The organism is Halorhodospira halophila SL1 (assembly GCF_000015585.1).
GTDB lineage: Bacteria > Pseudomonadota > Gammaproteobacteria > Nitrococcales > Halorhodospiraceae > Halorhodospira > Halorhodospira halophila.
In genome coordinates, this window is record NC_008789.1 from 1,463,976 (window position 1) to 1,479,636 (window position 15,661).

Annotated in this window: 17 protein-coding genes and 1 riboswitch; of the genes, 13 read left to right on the plus strand and 4 right to left on the minus strand. The window is 68.4% G+C overall.

What is annotated here, in order from left to right; genetic code table 11:
* Positions 1–118: 118 nt before the first annotated feature.
* A riboswitch (cobalamin riboswitch) is annotated at positions 119–292 on the minus strand.
* A gap of 231 nt (positions 293–523) precedes the next feature.
* The gene (locus tag HHAL_RS06860; RefSeq protein WP_011814144.1) at positions 524–1,699 is read left to right on the plus strand and encodes an HD-GYP domain-containing protein; all 1,176 of its coding nucleotides are present in this window, start codon (positions 524–526) and stop codon (positions 1,697–1,699) included.
* Between the two features lies 1 nt (position 1,700).
* Here HHAL_RS06860 and HHAL_RS06865 read toward each other — a convergent pair whose 3' ends face one another.
* Positions 1,701–2,264 carry a class I SAM-dependent methyltransferase gene (locus HHAL_RS06865; RefSeq protein WP_011814145.1) on the minus strand — a complete coding sequence of 188 codons (564 nt, stop codon included), beginning with the start codon at positions 2,262–2,264 and terminating at the stop codon, positions 1,701–1,703.
* Positions 2,265–2,374: 110 nt separating this feature from the next.
* On the opposite strand from HHAL_RS06865, the gene HHAL_RS06870 reads away from it, so the two are divergent.
* Genes HHAL_RS06870 through HHAL_RS06880 form a run of 3 tightly spaced genes read left to right on the plus strand, consistent with a single transcriptional unit; the run spans position 2,375 to position 5,615 of the window.
* Positions 2,375–3,544 carry an HD-GYP domain-containing protein gene (locus HHAL_RS06870; protein ID WP_041595091.1) on the plus strand — a complete coding sequence of 390 codons (1,170 nt, stop codon included), beginning with the start codon at positions 2,375–2,377 and terminating at the stop codon, positions 3,542–3,544.
* A gap of 31 nt (positions 3,545–3,575) precedes the next feature.
* On the plus strand, positions 3,576–4,814 hold the full coding sequence (locus HHAL_RS06875) for a GGDEF domain-containing protein (RefSeq protein WP_011814147.1): 1,239 nt from the start codon (positions 3,576–3,578) through the stop codon (positions 4,812–4,814).
* A gap of 57 nt (positions 4,815–4,871) precedes the next feature.
* Positions 4,872–5,615 (plus strand): glutamine amidotransferase, encoded by a 744-nt coding sequence (locus HHAL_RS06880; protein ID WP_011814148.1) that lies wholly within the window; start codon positions 4,872–4,874, stop codon positions 5,613–5,615.
* A 40-nt stretch (positions 5,616–5,655) separates the two neighbouring features.
* On the opposite strand, the gene apbC is transcribed toward HHAL_RS06880, so the two are convergent.
* The 3 genes from apbC to HHAL_RS06895 are packed head-to-tail and all read right to left on the minus strand — an operon-like array spanning position 5,656 to position 9,017.
* Positions 5,656–6,753 (minus strand): iron-sulfur cluster carrier protein ApbC, encoded by a 1,098-nt coding sequence (apbC, locus tag HHAL_RS06885; RefSeq protein ID WP_011814149.1) that lies wholly within the window; start codon positions 6,751–6,753, stop codon positions 5,656–5,658.
* Positions 6,754–6,790: 37 nt separating this feature from the next.
* Positions 6,791–7,213 carry a molybdenum cofactor biosynthesis protein MoaE gene (locus tag HHAL_RS06890; protein WP_011814150.1) on the minus strand — a complete coding sequence of 141 codons (423 nt, stop codon included), beginning with the start codon at positions 7,211–7,213 and terminating at the stop codon, positions 6,791–6,793.
* A 25-nt stretch (positions 7,214–7,238) separates the two neighbouring features.
* Positions 7,239–9,017, minus strand: coding sequence for an ABC transporter transmembrane domain-containing protein (locus HHAL_RS06895; protein WP_041595092.1), 1,779 nt, complete (start codon positions 9,015–9,017; stop codon positions 7,239–7,241).
* 179 nt (positions 9,018–9,196) lie between these two features.
* On the opposite strand from HHAL_RS06895, the gene HHAL_RS06900 reads away from it, so the two are divergent.
* The 9 genes from HHAL_RS06900 (at position 9,197) to HHAL_RS06940 (ending at position 15,661) form a co-directional block, all read left to right on the plus strand.
* Entirely contained in the window at positions 9,197–9,538 is a 342-nt protein-coding gene (locus HHAL_RS06900; protein ID WP_011814152.1) for a high-potential iron-sulfur protein, read from the plus strand.
* 127 nt (positions 9,539–9,665) lie between these two features.
* Positions 9,666–10,343, plus strand: a complete 678-nt coding sequence (gene ccmA / locus HHAL_RS06905; RefSeq protein ID WP_011814153.1) for a cytochrome c biogenesis heme-transporting ATPase CcmA — start codon at positions 9,666–9,668, stop codon at positions 10,341–10,343.
* A 9-nt stretch (positions 10,344–10,352) separates the two neighbouring features.
* The gene (gene ccmB, locus HHAL_RS06910) at positions 10,353–11,021 is read left to right on the plus strand and encodes a heme exporter protein CcmB (protein WP_011814154.1); all 669 of its coding nucleotides are present in this window, start codon (positions 10,353–10,355) and stop codon (positions 11,019–11,021) included.
* A gap of 93 nt (positions 11,022–11,114) precedes the next feature.
* Complete coding sequence (locus HHAL_RS06915) at positions 11,115–11,939, plus strand: heme ABC transporter permease (protein ID WP_011814155.1); 825 nt, start codon at positions 11,115–11,117, stop codon at positions 11,937–11,939.
* Complete coding sequence (ccmD, locus tag HHAL_RS06920) at positions 11,939–12,127, plus strand: heme exporter protein CcmD (protein ID WP_011814156.1); 189 nt, start codon at positions 11,939–11,941, stop codon at positions 12,125–12,127. Before HHAL_RS06915 ends, ccmD begins: the two co-directional genes overlap by 1 nt.
* Before the next feature lie 3 nt (positions 12,128–12,130).
* On the plus strand, positions 12,131–12,580 hold the full coding sequence (gene ccmE, locus HHAL_RS06925) for a cytochrome c maturation protein CcmE (protein WP_011814157.1): 450 nt from the start codon (positions 12,131–12,133) through the stop codon (positions 12,578–12,580).
* 2 nt (positions 12,581–12,582) lie between these two features.
* Positions 12,583–14,607 carry a heme lyase CcmF/NrfE family subunit gene (locus tag HHAL_RS06930; RefSeq protein WP_011814158.1) on the plus strand — a complete coding sequence of 675 codons (2,025 nt, stop codon included), beginning with the start codon at positions 12,583–12,585 and terminating at the stop codon, positions 14,605–14,607.
* The gene (locus HHAL_RS06935; protein WP_011814159.1) at positions 14,604–15,137 is read left to right on the plus strand and encodes a DsbE family thiol:disulfide interchange protein; all 534 of its coding nucleotides are present in this window, start codon (positions 14,604–14,606) and stop codon (positions 15,135–15,137) included. Before HHAL_RS06930 ends, HHAL_RS06935 begins: the two co-directional genes overlap by 4 nt.
* Positions 15,134–15,661, plus strand: coding sequence for a cytochrome c-type biogenesis protein (locus tag HHAL_RS06940; protein WP_011814160.1), 528 nt, complete (start codon positions 15,134–15,136; stop codon positions 15,659–15,661). The genes HHAL_RS06935 and HHAL_RS06940 overlap by 4 nt, the downstream gene beginning before the upstream one ends.

Sequence of the window (15,661 nt, forward strand, 5' to 3'; positions counted from 1 at the left end):
CACTGGATCCGGGTACGCCATGCGGGGGGGCGGGTCGGAAACGGGCGCGCCGGGGCGCGGATGCAACGACCGTCACCGCCACGCACGGTTCCCCGCCGTGTGGCTGCGGCCCCCAGGCCGGTCTCCGGGCTTGCGAGCGGGGCCCCAGCCCCAAGCGCCGCGCCTTCCCGCACCGGGTGCCGGGGACACCGTGGATGCAGTGGCGATGCAGCGCCCGCACTCGCCTACCGTTGCGGGGACAGCGCCGGACTTGCCTGCGCCCGCGCAGGGCACAGTGCGCACCGACTTCCCGACCGTCCGCGGTGGCGCCGCACGGGCCTTACACCGAACGGACGGCCCCGGCATGGATCCAACTGCCGGGTCACCTGGGGAGGCTGGACTCTACGGGCGGGCGCTGCCGCCTGTCAACGCGGCGGGGCGACGAGGTCAATAGCCACGGACCGCCCCCTTGTGGCAGGATTCCCAAGTGCGCGTTAAGGGTATGGACGCCCGCGACCCCTCCCGACCCCCCGCCGGAGATGTCATGGGCAAAGAGGCACACCTTCCGTCCTTCTGTGGCGATGCCACCGAAACCGGGGCACTCGATGTCCTGCCGCTCAGCGACCAGGAGCCGCACCTACGGCTCAGCGAACGCTTCGAACGACTGCGCGCCCATATCAACCAGGCGCTGCCCCACGGTGCGGTCCACCGCATCGCCGTGGCCATTTACGAGCCGGACGCCGATCGGCTCAAGACCTACGGCGCCGGCGGCGATGCACCCAGCCCGTTGGATCGTTACGAGACCAACCTGGCCGATACCCCCACCCTGCGTGCCCTCGCCGAGGCACCGGGCGTACGGATCATCGACGATTACCAGGACCACCCCAGCCCCCGCCGCCATACCGCCAGCATCCGCGAGAGCGGTCTACGTTCCGGGATGATCCTGCCGCTGCACCACGAGCAGACCTTCGTCGGCTTCCTGTTCCTCAACTCCCGCCAGCCCGGCTATTTCCAGGGCCCGATCGTCAAGCAGCTAGCGCCGTACATCGACCTGGGTCGCCTGCTGGCAATCACCTCCATCCGCACTACGCAGACCCTCCGGGGTGCGGCACGCACGGCCATGGCTTTCGGGCGCGCGCGGGACGACGAGACCGGGGGACACCTGTCACGAATGGCGGAGTACAGCCGCCTCATCGCCCTGGAACTGGCCCAGACCCACCCCCTCAGCGACGAATACATCGAGATGGTCTACCAGTTCGCGCCGGTCCACGACGTGGGCAAGATCGCCGTCCCGGACGGCATCCTCCTTAAGCCGGGGCGACTCGCCGAGGAGGAGTTCGCGCAGATGCGCGAACACGTCAGCCGCGGCGTGGCCATGGTGCTGGCCATGACCGAGGAGCTGGGCCTCAGCGAGGACCGACGCGCGGCCATCATGCGTAATATCGTCGCCTACCACCACGAGCGCCTGGACGGCAGCGGTTACCCGACCGGTGCGCGCGGCGACCAGATCCCTCTGGAGGGGCGCATCGTCGCCGTAGCCGACGTCTTCGACGCCCTGACCAGCGAACGCCCCTACAAGCGCCCCTGGGGGTTTACCGAGGCCGCCGACACCCTGCACGCCGAAGCGGCGGCCGGGAAGCTGTGCGCCGAGTGCGTGGCGGCCTTTCTGCGCCGAAGCGTCGAGATCGAAGCGATCCGCGGCCGTCACGGGGTCCGCTGAGCTAGCTGCGCGCCTCGACGCGGCCGCAGTAGGCCTGCGGGATCCGGTAGACGTAGACCGGGGCGTCCAACCGCACCGGGGGCTGGTAGATCGCGCTGGGCCGCCAACCGGGTATGCGGAAGGTGTTGCTGACCACCAGCGCACCGGGCGGCAACTCCGCCCGCCATCGCGGCTCCAGCTCGCGGATGGCCTCCAGGTGCAGGTAACAGACCACCGCGGCGGCATCGCTGCAGGAGACGCGGCGCAGATCGCGGCGCCTGAATTCGACGTTGGGCACCGGCCACAGCCACTGCAGCACGCAGGCGAAGAGCCACGGCAGGGGCGAGAGCTCGTAGCCAATGACCCTGGCCCGCGGGCACCTGCGCCCGACGCTGCGGGCCAGGCCACCCCACCCCGAACCGGCCTCGACCACCGTGCCCTCCAGCTCCGCCGGCAGCGCCGCCCGAACCAGCTCATGACCCAAGCGACTGGAGGGCAGCGGCGAGATGCCGGTGACCATCGTATAGCCGACGATCAGCAGCATCCCCCCCAGCGTAACGACGAAGATCAACGCTTCCAGGAACACTGCACCTCCACGCAGCCTCGGACGACTCGGCGAGTATCACCCCTTGAACGCCGGAGTATACCCGCGTATTCCTTGATAGAATGCCTCGACACGGTAGCGAGTCAGAGACCATGAATCAGCGGGCCATCCCCACCAAGCGCGCCACCGTGCAGCCGAACGACCTGGTGGTCGGTAAGCCCGTCCCCTATGATATTGAGGACGCCTACGGCCATCTGCTGTTGCGGCGCGGATCGATCCTGCGCTCCCGAGAGCAGCTGGAGCGGCTGCTGCAGATCGGCCGGACCCCCTACCACGTCGCTGCCGGACGCGAGGACACCGGCGGGATCTCGAGGCGTCGCGAGCTGGCCCTGGCCGCCTTCCGCAACCCCTTCGACCTGATCTATCAGATCTCCCGAGCGCTGCAAGAGACCTTCAAATGGGTCGGCGAGGACAACGAGCGCTTCCTCCGCCGCCTCGACCACCTGGCCAGCCGCATCGGCGACCTGGTCGAGCGCGACGCCGATGCCGCCATCGGTGCCGCTCACCTCGATGAGGCGTTTGCCTACTCCATCCGCCACCCGATCCGCCAGGCGGTCCTCTGCGACGTCGTCGGCAGCCAGCTGGGCATCCCGGACAGCGAGCGACGCTCCATCGTCCTCGCTGCCCTGTCGGCGAACATCGGCATGCTCGAGACCCAGGATCGCCTGGCCCAGCAGACTACGCCGCTCGACGCCAACCAGCGCAGGGATCTGGAAGAGCATCCGATACGTTCGGTCGAACGCCTCTCCGCCGCCGGGGTCGAGGATACAACCTGGATCCAGGTCGTCGCCCAACACCACGAACGCCTCGACGGCAGCGGCTACCCCAACGGCCTGCGCAAAGATCAAATCTGCCGGGGAGCGCGACTGCTCTCCCTCGCCGACACCTACCTGGCGATGATCAGCAACCGTGTCTACCGACCCGCCACCGCGGTCCGGGAAGCCCTGCTGGAACTGATGGATCAGAGTGGAGAGATCTACGACCGGGATATCCTCTCGGGGCTGATCCAGACCATCGGCATCTACCCGGCCGGCAGTTTTGTCGCCTTGGACAGCGGCGAACGCGGGGTCGTCATCCACCGCGGCCATCGCGGGGCCAATCCGGTGGTGGCGGTCCTGATCAAGGCCAACGGCCAGCCCACGGCGCGCCCCCTTTACCGGGACACCAGCCAGACGGACATGCCCAGCGTCGCCTCTCTGGAGCCCACGCACCAGCTGACGCAGCGCTTCCAGCTCGCCTCGCTGTGGGGCTACGATTCCTAGGCTGCCCTGACGCTGCCGCGACGGAGACCGAATGGCCGCCTTACAACGCCTGCTCAGTTCCGCCTGGCTGCTCCACCTGCTGGTGCTAGCCGCCCTGGCAGGCTGGATCCTCGTGCTCAACGCCCCGTTCCCGCGCCCCGCGGTCGCGCTGCTGGAGGCCCACCAGCTGGAGATTCTTGGCGTCGGGGGCGGCCTCGTGGCCGTGCTGGCGCTGCTCTACCGGCGCGCCAACCTGGCCCTCCAGGCGGCGGTCATCAGCCTGTCGATCGCTGGCCTGGGCGTAGCGCCCTCACCTGCCCACGGCGTCACAGCCGCTGCCATCCTCTTGCCGATCAATATCCTGATCCTGGCGCTACTCGACGAACGCGGTCTGCTAAGCCGGGATGGGCTGTGGCGCTGCGCGGCCCTGGTGCTGCAGGTCCTGCTGGTGCTGGGCCTTTTCCGCCACCAGCCGGCTTGGCTGGAGGCCCTGGCGGCGACGCATTTCCTGCCTGCGGCCGTCAGCAGCTGGAGCAGTCTACCCGACCAGGGCCTGCTGCTCGGCGTCCTGGCCGTTGCCGGCCTGCTCTCCTGGGCCCTGCTCCACCCCAACCCGCCCCATATCGGCGCCTTCAGCGCGCTGGTCACGGCAACCGTCGGCCTGGAGCTGAGCCTGATGCGCCACGGGAGCCTGGTGCTGCCTACCCTGCTGGCCGTCGTCGCCCTCCACCTGCTGCTCTTCGCCGTGTTGCAGGAGGCCCACCGCATGGCCTTCCGTGATGGGCTCACCGGCTTGCCCAACCGGCGCGCTATGGACACCCTGACGCAGGGGCTGAGCGGCCGCTACACCATCGCCATGATGGACATCGACCACTTCAAGGCGTTTAACGATACCTACGGGCACGAGATCGGCGACCAGGTGCTGCGCCGTGTAGCCTCAAATATCGGCCGTGTCGGCGCAGGCGGCCGGCCCTTCCGCTACGGCGGTGAGGAGTTCTCCGTGGTCTTTCCGGGCCGCAGCCCGGATGAGGCTGTCGGGGCACTGGAGGCCGTGCGCCAGGCGATCGCCGACACCCCGTTTCGCCTGCGCAGCGCCGACCGGCCGGCGGACGATAAGCGTGGCAGTCGCGAACGCTCGGGCCAGCGGGGTGAGCAGGAGACCCGGATTACCATCAGCATCGGCGTCGCCGAGCCCGAATCCACCTCGGCGAGCGCCGACGACGTCGTCCAGGCCGCCGACCAGGCGCTTTACCGGGCCAAGAAGGGCGGACGCAACCGCCTGGCTCGGTAGAAACCCACCGCGAGAACCACTACGGGATTGCAGACTGCCGATAAGGAGCTTTCCGGCATGAGGAGCGAGCACAACACCACCTACGCCGAGACGGTGTGGGTCATCAAGACCGGACGCACCCTGCCCCCTCTGCGCTGGCAGGGCGACTTTGAGGACTGGATCGGCGCCGGCCTGGGGGGCACGCCCTGGCGCACCGTAGACGCCACTGACGGCCCCGCCTCCCTGCCGGACCCTTTACGCTCGGCCGGAATCATCGTCACGGGCTCGCCGGCAATGGTCTCCCATCGCGAGCCGTGGAGCGAGGCGGCGGCCGAATGGCTGTCCCGGGCCGCTCACGCGGATATCCCGATTCTGGGGATCTGCTACGGCCACCAGTTGCTGGCCCACGCGCTGGGCGGACGCGCCGGACCCAACCCACGGGGCCGGGAGATCGGCACGGTCTCGGTCCAGCGCCTGGCGCCGGCCGGCGACGACCCCTTATTCGCCCACCTGCCGGAGCGCTTCCCGGCCCACGTCACCCACGAGGAGTCCGTCCTGGAACTCCCGGAGGGGGCCGTCACGCTGGCCGCCAACGATCACGACGCCTACCAGGCCTTCCGCTGGGGAAGACACGCCTGGGGCGTGCAGTTCCACCCGGAATTCGACACCGCCATCACCCGCGGCTACATCTTCCAGCGCCGCCCCGACCTGCGCCGGGAGGGCTTCACCCCCCTGGCCCTCTACCGCGGGGTCGAGGCGACGCCAGAGGCGACGGGGCTGCTCAAGCGCTTCGCTGGCTACGCAACTGCCTGGGCACGCTAGCTAGCGGCCCGGGCTGCGTGGCCGCGCCCCCGGCCGCCAGCTACTCAGAGGAACCGCCGACGACGATGTTGGGGAATGCGCTGCCGGTGCTGCGCTCGCGCAGCGAGAGCTGAGCCGCCACACTGCGCGCCATGTGTCGGTAGTCGGTGGCGATCCGGCCCTCGGGGTCGGCGGCCACTGTGGGGTAGCCGCTATCCGACTGCTCGCGGATGGTGATGTCCAGCGGCAACGAGCCGAGCAGATGCACCCCGTACTGGCTGGCCATGGCCGCCCCGCCGCCGCTGCCGAAGATGTGCTCCTCATGGCCGCAGTTCGAGCAGATGTGGGTACTCATGTTCTCGACGATGCCGAGCACCGCCACATCCACCTTCTCGAACATGCGCAGCCCCTTGCGCGCATCGAGCAGCGCGATGTCCTGGGGGGTGGTGACGATCACACCACCGCTGACCGGCACCTTCTGGGCCAGGGTGAGCTGGATGTCGCCGGTCCCCGGAGGCATATCGACGATCAGGTAGTCGAGCGCCTCCCACGCGGTCTCGGTGAGCAGCTGCTCCAGGGCCTGGGTGACCATGGGGCCACGCCAGATCATCGGGGTCTCCTCGTCGACCAGGAAGCCGGCCGACATCACCTGGATGCCGTGCCCGAGCATCGGCTGCATGTGCTTGCCGTCTTTCGACTCGGGCTGCCCGCGAACACCGAGCATACGCGGCTGGCTCGGGCCGTAGATGTCGGCGTCGAGCACGCCGACCCGGGCGCCATCGGCCTGCAGGGCGAGCGCCAGGTTGGCCGTAACCGTCGACTTGCCCACCCCCCCCTTGCCGGAGGCAACGGCGATGATGTTCTTGATCTCGTCCCGCGCTTTCACCCCCGGCTGCACGGCGTGGGCGTGGATCCGCGTCTGGACCGACACCTGAACATCCCGGCACCCGGTGGCTTGCTGGATCGCCCCGCGCAACTCGTCGGTGAGCGTCTCGCGGTACCCCCCGGCCGGGTAGCCGAGCGACACCTCTACGCGGACGCTCTCACCGTCGACAGTGATTTCACCCAGGCACCCGGCGGAAATCAGATCCGTGCCCAAGTAGTAATCCTGGACCTGACTCACCCCCTGCTCCACGGCCTCGCGGGTCAGATTCGTCATACCGTTCCCCCGGCAGTCGTTGTCCCTACCGCGCCAGTCAGGGTGCCAGCGGCACACCCGATTGATACGCGCGGGTCCCGTCCTCATAATGCTCGTCCTTCCAGAATGGCGCCCGGACCTTCAGCGTGTCGATGGCGTAGCGCCCCGCCTCGAAGGCCTCGGCCCGGTGGGCTGCACGCACCACTACCACCACGCTCTCCTCGCCCACAGCCAACTCGCCAACGCGGTGCACGATTCGGCACGCCTGCACGCCGTAGCGCTCGGTCACCTCAGCCTCCAACTCGGCGAGCACACGCTCGGCCATCGGGCGATAAGCCGAGTAGGCGATGGCCGCCACACGTCGCCCCTCGTGGTGATCCCGCACCGTGCCGCCGAAGACCACCAGGGCCCCGGCCGAGGGGTCGGCGGTCTCGGTCAGCAGCGGCTCCAGCGCGATGGGGTCGTCGGTCACGCGATTCATGCCACCTCCTCGCCATTGTGCGTCATTATGACACGGGCGACCCGTTTCCAGGCGTCTCGATCTCCAGAGCACCCAGCTGCAGGGCACAGAAACGCCGGTACAGCGGACTGTGCGCCTGCAGCTCTCGATGGGTCCCCTGCGCCTCGACGCGCCCCTGATCCAGTACCACGATGCGATCAGCGGCCACCACCGTAGCCAACCGGTGCGCGATGACCAGCGTCGTCCGGCCGACCATGAGGCACTCCAGAGCCTGCTGAACGGCCTGCTCGCTTTCCGCATCCAGCGCGCTAGTGGCCTCGTCGAGCAGCAACACGGCTGGGTCGCGCAGGATGGCCCGTGCGATGGCCACGCGCTGGCGCTGCCCCCCGGAGAGCTGGACGCCACCCGGGCCGAGCTCCGTCTCCAGCCCCTGGGGCAGCTGCTCGAGGAAGCCGAGGGCGTTGGCGTCGCGCGCCGCCGCCCGCACCTCGGTGTCACTGGCCTCGGGACGGCCGTAGCGAATGTTCTCGGCGGCCGTCCCGGTGAAGAGCACTGGCTCCTGGGCCACCAGCCCGAGGCATCGGCGCAGTTCGGCCGGATCCACCCCGCGCAGGTCGACGCCGTCGAGCCGCACACTGCCGGCGTCCGGGTCGTAGAACCGCAGCAGCAACTGCAGCAGCGTGCTCTTGCCCGCCCCGGAAGGCCCTACCAGCGCCACCCGCTCCCCGGGGCGAGCCCTCAGGGTCACCCCACGCAGGGCCGGCTGCTCGGCCCGTGCCGGGTAGGCGAAGGTCACAGCATCGAAACGCACCTCTCCGCGAACCGGCTGGGGCAGTGGTTGCGGATGGGTCGGCGCGCGGATCCTGGGTTCGGCATCGATCAGCTCGAAGAGGCGATCGGTGGCCCCCATGGCGCGAAGGATCTCCCCAGCCACCTCGGCCATGGCAGCTACCGAACCGGCGGCCAGCACCGCGTAGAAGACAAAGGCCGACAGCTCGCCAGGCGTCATCCGCCCGGCCAGGACGTCGTGGCCGCCCTGCCAGAGAACAGCACCCACCGCGCCGAAGACGCACAGAAGGGCGACCCCCGTCAGCCACGCCCGCTGCCAGGTGCGACGGATAGCCGTGGCGAAGGCCGCCTCGACCCGGGCGGCATAGCGTCGCCGATCCTCGGCCTCGTGACCGAAGGCCTGGACCGTGCTGATGGCGTGGAGGGACTCACCAGCGTACCCCCCGACATCGGCAACCCGATCCTGGCTATCCCGGGAGAGGCTGCGCACGCGCCGCCCGAACCCGAAGATGGGGATCAAGATCAGTGGGATCCCCACCACCACCAGCGTCGCCAGCCGCGGGCTGGTAACGAACAGCAACACCAGGGCACCGACCAGGGTCAGGGCGTTGCGCAGGGCGATCGACAGCGCCGATCCGAACAGGTTCTGCAGCACCGTGGTATCGGCGGTGAGCCGCGACTGAACCTCACCGGCGCCGGTGCGCTCGAAGAACGCCGGCTCCAAACGCAGCAGGCGATCGAAGAGCTGCCCGCGCAGATCCGCAGCGAGGCGTTCTCCGATCCAGGTGATGAGGTAATAGCGGGTGGCGGAGGCCAGGGCGAGGATCAGGATCATCGCTAGCGTAGCCAGCAGGGCGCGGTCGAGCATCGCCGGATCGCCGTCGGCGAACCCGTGGTCAATGACCAGGCGCAGCCCCTGCCCGATGGCCAGCACGCCACCGGCTGCAATCAGCAGCGCAACAGCCGCGGCGGCCAGGCGCCAGCGGTACGGGCGGAGCATCCGCAGCAGGCGCAGCAGTGTCGATCGACGTCCCAGGGCGCGACTCCGTTTGCCTCGGCAGTAGGTGGACGAGTAAGGTTACATCCTGCGTGATACGGACACGAGCCGCGTGTTGGCCGGTGAGGCACCCTCGCCCCGGTAGCTCCTCGGAACAAAATCAGAACGTCCGTGTCACACGGTGACACCCATCGAAGAAGACCGAAAGGAGGGTGAGCATGAGCAACCCGATCGACGGTGATCGCCGCAAATTCCTCAAGACCGGCGCCATGGCCGTGGCGGCCATCCCGCTGGCCACGCTGGTGACCAAGGGCACCGCCGTGGCTGGTCTGCCCGATGACGTGGAAGATCTGCCCAAGGCGGAGGACGACCACGATCACGACTACGTGAACGACGTCGCCGATACCGACCACGCCCGCTACCAGGAAGGCCAGCTCTGCGAGAACTGCCAGTTCTGGGTGGACTACGTGGACGGCGACTGGGGCTACTGCGAGCACCCGAGCTTCACCGACGTCCTCGTCAAGGGCGAGGGCTGGTGCTCGGTCTACGCCCCGGCGTAAACTGCTCGCCATCGCGCGAGCGATTCCGCCAGCCTGGCGGAACGACAAGGGGGCGCCCGGCGGCGCTCCCTTTTTTATACCCTGAGCGCGATCGCCACAGGGCATCGGAGGCAACCCGGGACCGACGATGGACGCCCTAAGCAGCGATACACCGAACAAGCAACAGCACGCGCCCGAAGACAACGGCGCCGCCCGCCTGCAGGTCGAGGGACTCGCCTGCCGCCGCGGCGAGGAGTTCCTCTTCGAGGACCTCTCCTTCGCCCTCGGCCCCGGTGAGTTGCTCTTCGTGCGCGGGCGCAACGGCAGCGGCAAGACGACACTGCTGCGCACCCTCTGTGGCCTGACCGAACCGGCCCGCGGGCGGATTCGCTGGCTCGGTCAGCGCATACGCCGGTTGGATGATCAGGCGCGCCGAAAGATGCTCTACGTCGGCCACCGCGACGCCGTCAAGGACGAGCTGACCCCTCTGGAGAATCTGCAGATCCACCAGGGGCTGCGCGGCGAGTCGAGCACCCTGGACGAACGCCTCGACGCGCTGGAGCAGGCCGGGCTTTCGGGGCGCGAGGACATTCCGGTTCGCTACCTCTCCCAGGGCCAGCGCCGGCGGACGGCGCTGGCGCGCCTACTGCTCTCCCCGGCGCAGCTGTGGATCCTGGACGAGCCGCTCACCGCGCTGGACCGACGCGCCGTCGCCTGGCTGTTCGAGCGCATCGCCGCCCACCTGGAGCAGGGAGGCCTGGTCATCACCACCAGCCATCAATCCATCGACGGCCTACCCGAGCCGCGCATCCTGGATCTGGACTAGGACAACGCCATGGCGAGGTCTCTCTGGACACTTATTGGGCGCGACGTCTCGCTGATTGTCCTGCGCCGTCAGGACGTACTGACCGTCGTCGCCTTTTTCGTCATCGTCATCACCCTATTCCCCCTGTCCATCGGCCCCGAGCCAGACAAGCTGCGTACCCTGGCCCCCGGAGGCGTCTGGGTCGCCGCGGCCCTGGCCAGCCTGATCTCGCTCGACCGCCTCTTCGCCGATGACTGGCGCGACGGCACCCTGGAGCAACTGGCGCTGTCGCCACAGCCCCTGGCGCTGGTGGCCTTGGCGAAGGTGGTGGCCCACTGGCTGTCGCTGGGGCTGCCGCTGGTCATCCTCTCCCCGGCCCTAGGCTACTCGCTGGGTCTGGAGGGGGCGGAGCTGCTGGTACTCGCGCTATCATTGCTGCTGGGCACCCCGGTGCTGAGCCTGCTCGGCGCGGTGGGGGCGGCCATGACCCTGGGCGTGCGGGCCGGCGGGGCCCTGATGGCGCTGCTCATCCTGCCCCTTTACGTACCCGTTCTGGTGCTGGGCGCTGGAGCAGTCTCGGAGGCGATGTTCAACGCCTCCTACCAGGCGCACCTATCGCTGCTCGGCGCCATGCTCGCCCTGGCGGTTCCGCTGGTGCCGCTGGCGATCGCTGGCGCCCTGCGCATCGCCCTGGACTGAACGACACCGTCCGCGTAACGGGAACTTGACACCCGTTTCCGGGATCAAAGGCGTAGTGACAAACGCGCTACGGAGAACGACGGGATAAACCGCATGAGCGCTCGATCCATTCCCTGGCTCAAGTTTACGGCGCCGGCCAACTTCTATGTGCTCGCCCAGCGTCTGGTGCCCTGGCTGTGGGCGGCCGCCGCATTGTTCGCCGCGGCGGGGCTTTACGTGGGGTTTTTTGTCGCACCCCCCGACTACCAGCAGGGTAACAGCTACCGGATCATGTTCATCCACGTACCCGCGGCGTGGATGGGCATGTTCCTCTATCTGCTGATGGCCCTTTATGGCGCCATCTACCTGATCTGGCGGATCAAGATGGCAGACATCATGGCCCGGGCCATCGCCCCCACCGGGGCGCTGATGACGTTCCTGGGCCTGTGGACCGGCGCCCTGTGGGGCGCCCCCACCTGGGGAACGTACTGGGTCTGGGACGCCCGGTTGACCTCGACACTGATCCTGCTCTTCCTCTTCCTCGGCTATATCGCCCTGCACGCCGCCTCCGACGACCGCGAGAAAGGCGGCCGGGCGGCATCGCTGCTGGCCATTGTCGGCGCAGTGAATGTGCCGATAATCTACTTCTCCGTAGAGTGGTGGTACAACCTGCACCAGGGCGCCTCGGTCATCCGCGCGGACGGTCCGAGCATGGCCGACTCGATGCTCGCTGCGCTGCTGCTGATGACCGCCGCCTTCTGGATCTATTCGGCTGCCATCGTCCTGCGCCGCGCCCAGGTCGAGGCCCTGAGCCGCGAGTCGCGCAAGGAGTGGGCCCGGGCGGCGGCAGCCGGCAGCCTCACCCGCGATCAGCGCGAGCGGGCTGCTGACGAGACCGCGCGGGAGCAACGCATTGCGGAATCGGGAGGAGAAGCCTGATGTGGGACGGGATTGGTGATTTCCTGACCATGGGCGGCCACGCCGCCTACGTCTGGGGGTCGTTTGGCATGGTGGCAGCGGTGCTGCTCATCGAGTGGCTGCTGGTCGGCCGCCGCCGCCGTCGCCTGCAGGCCATGCTTCAGCGGCAGTCGCAACGGTCGACGGCCGCACAATCGCAGGGGGACTAAACGATGAAGAAGCGACACCAGAGGCTGTTCTTGGTACTCGGTGTGGTCGCCGGGGTCAGTGTCGCCACGGCGCTGGTTCTCAACGCCTTCCGTGACAACATGACCTTCTTCATCACGCCGTCCGAGGTGATGGCCAAGTCCGACATGCCCGAGCGGCACTTCCGCATCGGCGGGCTGGTCGAGGACGGCTCCGTGGAGCGTGACAGCGACTCCACGCAGGTCCGCTTCCGGGTCACCGACACCGAGGCGAGCGTACCCGTCGACTTCGAGGGCATCCTCCCCGACCTCTTCCGCGAGGGTCAGGGCGTGGTTGTCGAGGGCCGGATCACCTCCAACGGGGTGTTCAAGGCGGACAACGTCATGGCGCGTCACGACGAGGACTACATGCCGGCCGAGGCACAAGAGGCCCTGGACCGGGTCGAACACTCCGTCGATGAAGTCGGGGACTACTAACGATGCTTGGTGAGCTCGGCAATTTTGCCCTGATCCTGGCCTTCTGCCTGGCCGTCATCCAGTCGATCCTGCCGCTGGTCGGGACCGCCACCGGCGACGCCCGGCTGATGAACTCCGGCCGCTCGCTGGCCGTCGGGCAGTTCGTCTTCCTGCTCGCCGCCTACCTGATCCTGACGGCGGCCTTCGTGACCAACGACTTCTCCATCCGCTACGTGGCCGAGAACTCGGCCACCGCGCCGCCGCTGGTCTATAAGATCACCGGCGTGTGGGGGGGCCACGAGGGCTCGATGCTCTTCTGGGTCCTGACCCTGAGCGCCTGGACCGTCGCCGTCGCGGTGTTCAGCCGCGCCCTGCCCCGCGAGATGCTGGCGCGGGTGCTGGCGGTGCTCGGCATGGTGGCGGTGGCGTTCATCGCGTTCACCGCGCTCACCTCGAATCCCTTCGAGCGGATCTTCCCGGCACCCACCGAGGGCACGGACCTGAACCCGCTGCTCCAGGATCCGGGGATGATCATCCACCCGCCGCTGCTGTTCATTGGCTACACCGGCCTCGCGGTGGCCTTCGCCTTCGCCGTAGCGGCGCTGATCGGCGGTCGCCTGGACGCCGCCTGGGCGCGCTGGTCGCGGCCGTGGACCACCGCCGCCTGGGGCTTCCTGACCCTGGGCATCGGCCTCGGCTCCTGGTGGGCCTACTATGAGCTCGGCTGGGGCGGCTGGTGGTTCTGGGACCCGGTGGAGAACGCCTCCCTGCTGCCCTGGCTCACTGCCACTGCCCTGATCCACTCGCTGGCGGTGACCGAGAAACGGGGCGGGTTCAAGGTCTGGACCGTGATGCTGGCCATCGTCAGCTTCGCGCTCACCATCCTCGGCGGGTTCATCGTCCGCTCTGGCGTGATCACCTCGGTCCACGCCTTCGCCACGGACCCGGACCGAGGCGTGTTCCTGCTGGCGATCCTCGCCGTCACGCTCCTCGGCTCCCTGGCGCTCTATGCCTGGCGGGCCCCGAAGGTCGGGCTGGGCGGCGTATTCGGCTGGTACTCTCGGGAGTCGCTGCTGCTGGCCAACAACGTGCTGCTGGTGGTCGCCTGTGCGGCCATCGCCATCGGCACCCTCTACCCGCTGGCTCTCGACGCCTTCGATCTCGGCAAGATCTCGGTGGGGCCGCCCTACTTCGACGCGGTCTTCATGCCGCTGATGCTGCCACTGCTGTTCCTGATCGGCATCGGGCCGGTGGTCTCCTGGAAGCAGTCGGATCCGATGGAGACGGTCCGGCAGCTGCGCTGGATCCTGCTGGTCAGCGCGCTGATCGGCGGCGTCTGGCCGCTGACCATGGGGGCCTGGAACCCGCTCACCGCCTTCGGCCTGGGCTTGGCGGCGTGGATCCTACTCACCGCCGGGACGGACCTGGTCCGCCGGTTCAACCGCCGACGTCAGCAGGGCGTTGCCACGGCGCTGCAGGCCGCCCTGCGGCCGAGCTTCTTCGGCATGCACCTGGCCCACGCCGGTCTCGCCCTGGTGGTCATGGCCATCGCCATGGTCAACACCTACGAGGTCGAGCGGGACGTCCGGCTGGAACCGGGCGATACGGCCACGGCCGGCGCCTACCAGTTCCGCATGCTCGACAGCGAGGTGGTCCGCGGCCCGAACTTCGACGCCCAACAGGCTACCGTCGAGGTCCTCAACCAGGACGGCGAGGTCATCGACGTGCTCTTCCCACAGCTGCGCTTCTACGACTCACAGCCGCAGATGCCCATGCACCAGGCCTCGCTGAACCGCGGCATGACCCGCGATGTCTACGTCTCATTGGGAGACGACCTGGGTGGAGGGGCCTGGACCATGCGGCTCTACTACAAGCCGTACATGTTCTGGCTGTGGACCGGCTGTCTGCTGATGGCCTTCGGCGGGTTCCTGGCGGCCGCGGACCGGCGCTACCGCATGGCCGGCGACCGGCGCACGGTCTCCGAGGCCAACATCGACAGCAGCGATAATCGCGTGGTGCGGCCAGCCTCGGCGGAGGCGCAGTCATGAACAAGCGACTGCTCCTCCCGCTCCTGCTGACCCTGCCGGTCCTGGGGCTACTGTATGTGGGGCTGACTCTGGATTCGCGCAGCCTGCCCTCACCGCTGGTGGGCAAACCAGCACCGGACTTCGAGCTGGAGTCGCTGCGCGATGCCGGCGTCACCCTGACCCGGGACGATTTCATCGGAGAGATCGCCCTGGTCAACGTCTGGGCCTCGTGGTGTGACAGCTGCCGCCACGAGCATACCTACTGGCGGCAGCTGGCCGACCGCGGGATCCCGATCCACGCCTTCAATTATCGCGACAGCCGAGAGAATGCCCATCGCTATCTGGAGTTCTTCGGCGACCCGTTCCGCGAGATCGCCTACGACCCGCGGGCCGAGGCCGGCATGGAGTGGGGCGTGTACGCCACCCCCGAGACCTACGTACTCGATGCCGAAGGCATCATCCGGCACAAGCACATCGGACCGGTCAACGCCGAGGTGCTGCGTAACGACATCCTGCCCTTGATCGAGGAACTGGAGGCAGAGCGGTCATGAGCACAAGACTGTTTACAGCGTTGCAGGCGCGCCGCGGCGAGACCCCGCGGGGGCTCCGCGAGCTGCTCGTGGCGCTTTTCCTGCTTGCTGGCGCGGCCATGGCGGCCCCGGCCGGTGCGGTCTCCATCGGTGAACCCCTGGAGTTCGAGACCGAGGAGCAGGAGGAGCAGTACTACACCCTGGTCCGGCAGCTGCGCTGTACCGTCTGCCAGACTGAGACCATCTACGAGTCGCCGGCCGAGCTGGCCGGCGACATGCGCCGCCGGGTCTACGAGATGACCGTGGACGGTTACGACAAGGACGAGATCGTCGATTTCATGACAGCCCGCTACGGCGATTACGTCCGCTACAACCCGCCGCTGCAGATGAACACCGCCCTGCTCTGGGTCAGCCCCTTCCTGCTGCTGGTCATCGGCGGCGTGGCCTGGCTGCAGGTCGTCCGCCATCGTCAGCAGAAGGCGGCGCAGACCGACCTGAGCGAATCCGAGCGGCGGGCGCTGGAACGCTTCCGGCGCGGCGACTAA

Bases quoted from the DNA above. Each gene is read 5' to 3' on its own strand.
- HHAL_RS06860 (WP_011814144.1), top strand. From the start codon at position 524: ATGGGCAAAGAGGCACACCTTCCGTCCTTCTGTGGCGATGCCACCGAA.
- HHAL_RS06870 (WP_041595091.1), top strand. From the start codon at position 2,375: ATGAATCAGCGGGCCATCCCCACCAAGCGCGCCACCGTGCAGCCGAAC.
- HHAL_RS06875 (WP_011814147.1), top strand. From the start codon at position 3,576: ATGGCCGCCTTACAACGCCTGCTCAGTTCCGCCTGGCTGCTCCACCTG.
- HHAL_RS06880 (WP_011814148.1), top strand. From the start codon at position 4,872: ATGAGGAGCGAGCACAACACCACCTACGCCGAGACGGTGTGGGTCATC.
- apbC (WP_011814149.1), bottom strand. From the start codon at position 6,753: ATGACGAATCTGACCCGCGAGGCCGTGGAGCAGGGGGTGAGTCAGGTC.
- HHAL_RS06890 (WP_011814150.1), bottom strand. From the start codon at position 7,213: ATGAATCGCGTGACCGACGACCCCATCGCGCTGGAGCCGCTGCTGACC.
- HHAL_RS06900 (WP_011814152.1), top strand. From the start codon at position 9,197: ATGAGCAACCCGATCGACGGTGATCGCCGCAAATTCCTCAAGACCGGC.
- ccmA (WP_011814153.1), top strand. From the start codon at position 9,666: ATGGACGCCCTAAGCAGCGATACACCGAACAAGCAACAGCACGCGCCC.
- ccmB (WP_011814154.1), top strand. From the start codon at position 10,353: ATGGCGAGGTCTCTCTGGACACTTATTGGGCGCGACGTCTCGCTGATT.
- HHAL_RS06915 (WP_011814155.1), top strand. From the start codon at position 11,115: ATGAGCGCTCGATCCATTCCCTGGCTCAAGTTTACGGCGCCGGCCAAC.
- ccmD (WP_011814156.1), top strand. From the start codon at position 11,939: ATGTGGGACGGGATTGGTGATTTCCTGACCATGGGCGGCCACGCCGCC.
- ccmE (WP_011814157.1), top strand. From the start codon at position 12,131: ATGAAGAAGCGACACCAGAGGCTGTTCTTGGTACTCGGTGTGGTCGCC.
- HHAL_RS06930 (WP_011814158.1), top strand. From the start codon at position 12,583: ATGCTTGGTGAGCTCGGCAATTTTGCCCTGATCCTGGCCTTCTGCCTG.
- HHAL_RS06935 (WP_011814159.1), top strand. From the start codon at position 14,604: ATGAACAAGCGACTGCTCCTCCCGCTCCTGCTGACCCTGCCGGTCCTG.
- HHAL_RS06940 (WP_011814160.1), top strand. From the start codon at position 15,134: ATGAGCACAAGACTGTTTACAGCGTTGCAGGCGCGCCGCGGCGAGACC.